Here is a 2,204-nt window from a genome sequence, read left to right as displayed (position 1 = left end):
CTGTGTTTTGGATGATCCGAATTATCTCATACGGCTCGTTAAGTCCGACAGGCTGCTAGGAGGCCATATCATGGCTGCTCACACCACTACATCCAGCCCGCTGCTGTTCTGCGGCACACTCGACGAGGCGTTATGCCTTGCCATCCCCCGCGTCAACAAGTTCGACCGTCAATATGTGATGCTGACCGAATGCCAGGACGGGTTTCTCCGCCTGGGCTACAGCTCCAATCCGCGCATCTACCTGCATAAAATCTCGCGCGACATCCAGATTGCCGATGCCCGGCTGCTACGCGTGGCCATCTGCCAGCCTGCGGTCAACGGCCGCGAGATTGCCAAGGCGCTGATTGCCACCGCCGACGATGTGGCCTTGTATCCGCCATCGGCGTGGGAAGACTTGGTAGCGGCAATCGAACGCGCCGATTATCAATGGGAATGGACGGCAGAACAGTTGGCCGCAACGGAGAAAGGAACGCGCCGCGCCCGAGCACTTTTTGACGCCACGCTGGCGCTGGCCCGCCCAGTGATCGATAGCACTGATGGCGAGGCGCGGCTGCTGGCAGCCTTTCGCAGCATGTTGCCGTATCAGCAAGAGGCGCTGATATGCATGGCCGAGGATGGTAATCTGAAGCACTACGAGGACGAGGTTTTCGAGCAGACTTTTGATGGCTATATGGATGCGCTGGCCGCGTGGAGCGAGTGCCAGATCCTGGAGGTCAAGGCCATGCTGTATGAGGATGTGTGTCAGCTGGCCGACATGCTGGGGCAGCCCCATCCGGAAGACTGCAGCATGCCTGCGGCCATCTTGGCTGAGAAAGGGGTGTAATCATGCGCGCCCTCTTCTCCCTGCTGCTGGCCGCGCTGCTGCGGCCAACCTTCCGCACGCTGGCGGTGTTTCCGGTGGAGGCCGAGGCGGTGCGCTACGCGCGCGAGCGCCTGGCCGAGGGCTGGCCACGGCTGACGGTGTGCCACCAACGCGACGGCTGGGCGGTACGCCTGATCGGGGGTGGTGTATGAGCCACCTGTTCAAATCAGACCGTCCCATGGATCGCTACCTGACCGGCGACGAGGAAAAGCGGCTGCTGAAGTTGCTGGCTTGCCGTGCTGACACGGCGGCACGCCGCGACCATGCGTGGATACGCACCTTGCTGTACAGCGGCTTGCGCATCGGCGAGTTTTCACAGCTGACGGTGGGTGATGTGCGCGCCGCACTGGCGACGCGCTATTTGTTCGTGGCGGCGGAACTGCGCAAGCACTCCGATGGCGTTGCCCATGACCATCAGGTGTTTGTGCACGCAGCACTGCGGCAGGCGTTGCTGGATTTGCTGGCGCTGGCCAAAGATGGCGGCAGCGAAGCGGATGGCGACCCGCTGATTGCCGGCCGCTTTGGCAGCGCGATGTCGGTGCGCAATTACCAGTTGCGTTTTGCCCAGTGGGCGGCGCTGGCCGGGCTACCGTCCGAGGCCAGCGTACATTGGCTACGCCACACCTGCGCCATGCGGCTGCTGCGTGCCAGCCAGGCGAAAGACCCGCTGGCGGTGGTGCAGCGTCAACTTGGCCACCGTAGCGTGGAGAGCACCCGCGTCTATGCCCACGCCACACGCGAGGAGCTGGAGACGGCGCTGGCAGACGCATTCCCAGTGCGGCAGCGGGTGACCCGCCGCCAGCTGCGCCAGGCATGGCAAAGCAGACAGGAGGTGGCATGATGATTACCCGACCCGTAGTGCTGCTGGACTGGCAGCGTGAGCCGTTCGTCGAGAACTGCGCCCTGCCCGTCCCCCTCGGCCTGATCAAGGACGTTGCCCTGGCCATCATGCACGTTGGCCGCAAGCTGCAAGACCGTGCAGAGCTTGCCCTGTCCGGTGAGCGACAGCTCACTGCGATGGGGGTGATCGAGGAGGACATCCAGTCTGCCGAGCAGCTGCAAGTTGCCTTGCAGCTGCTGCAGACCACGATGACCATGAAAGGGGCGAACGATGAGCAAGCCTGAACTGGATGCCGCCGACGAGCTTGATCATTGCTGCGACGCGCTGGAATGCGTGATGACGCTGATCTCTGATCGCGCCGGCAACTGCACCATGAAGGATGACCAGCTGTACTACCTGCTGGAGTGCGTAGACCGCCGCATGCGTGATGTGCAGCGACTACTAGCAGCCTGTCGGACTTGGGCCTGCCCGAAGGCGGAATAGTGAAACGCAGGGCCGTTT

5 protein-coding genes are annotated in these 2,204 nt (G+C 62.8%); all 5 read left to right on the top strand.

What is annotated here, in order from left to right; genetic code table 11:
- Positions 1-823, top strand: an 823-nt coding sequence (locus IE083_RS15510) for a hypothetical protein (RefSeq protein ID WP_229799799.1), incomplete at its 5' end; no start/stop codon positions are given.
- 2 nt (positions 824-825) lie between these two features.
- Positions 826-1,014: a hypothetical protein gene (locus IE083_RS15505; RefSeq protein WP_189354935.1), complete on the top strand. Its 189-nt coding sequence runs from the start codon at positions 826-828 to the stop codon at positions 1,012-1,014.
- 26 nt (positions 1,015-1,040) lie between these two features.
- Positions 1,041-1,703 (top strand): tyrosine-type recombinase/integrase, encoded by a 663-nt coding sequence (locus tag IE083_RS15500; RefSeq protein WP_189354934.1) that lies wholly within the window; start codon positions 1,041-1,043, stop codon positions 1,701-1,703.
- Entirely contained in the window at positions 1,700-1,987 is a 288-nt protein-coding gene (locus IE083_RS15495; protein WP_189354933.1) for a hypothetical protein, read from the top strand. The genes IE083_RS15500 and IE083_RS15495 overlap by 4 nt, the downstream gene beginning before the upstream one ends.
- Positions 1,974-2,186 (top strand): hypothetical protein, encoded by a 213-nt coding sequence (locus IE083_RS15490; RefSeq protein ID WP_189354932.1) that lies wholly within the window; start codon positions 1,974-1,976, stop codon positions 2,184-2,186. Before IE083_RS15495 ends, IE083_RS15490 begins: the two co-directional genes overlap by 14 nt.
- The last annotated feature ends 18 nt before the right edge of the window (positions 2,187-2,204 follow it).

It is taken from the genome of Vogesella fluminis, from assembly GCF_014652335.1.
GTDB classification, from domain to species: Bacteria; Pseudomonadota; Gammaproteobacteria; order Burkholderiales; family Chromobacteriaceae; genus Vogesella; species Vogesella fluminis.
The sequence above is the reverse complement of the archived record's forward strand: the minus strand, read 5'-3'. Positions and strand labels throughout refer to the sequence as shown.

Bases quoted from the DNA above. Each gene is read 5' to 3' on its own strand.
- IE083_RS15490 (WP_189354932.1), top strand. From the start codon at position 1,974: ATGAGCAAGCCTGAACTGGATGCCGCCGACGAGCTTGATCATTGCTGC.
- IE083_RS15495 (WP_189354933.1), top strand. From the start codon at position 1,700: ATGATGATTACCCGACCCGTAGTGCTGCTGGACTGGCAGCGTGAGCCG.
- IE083_RS15500 (WP_189354934.1), top strand. From the start codon at position 1,041: ATGGATCGCTACCTGACCGGCGACGAGGAAAAGCGGCTGCTGAAGTTG.
- IE083_RS15505 (WP_189354935.1), top strand. From the start codon at position 826: ATGCGCGCCCTCTTCTCCCTGCTGCTGGCCGCGCTGCTGCGGCCAACC.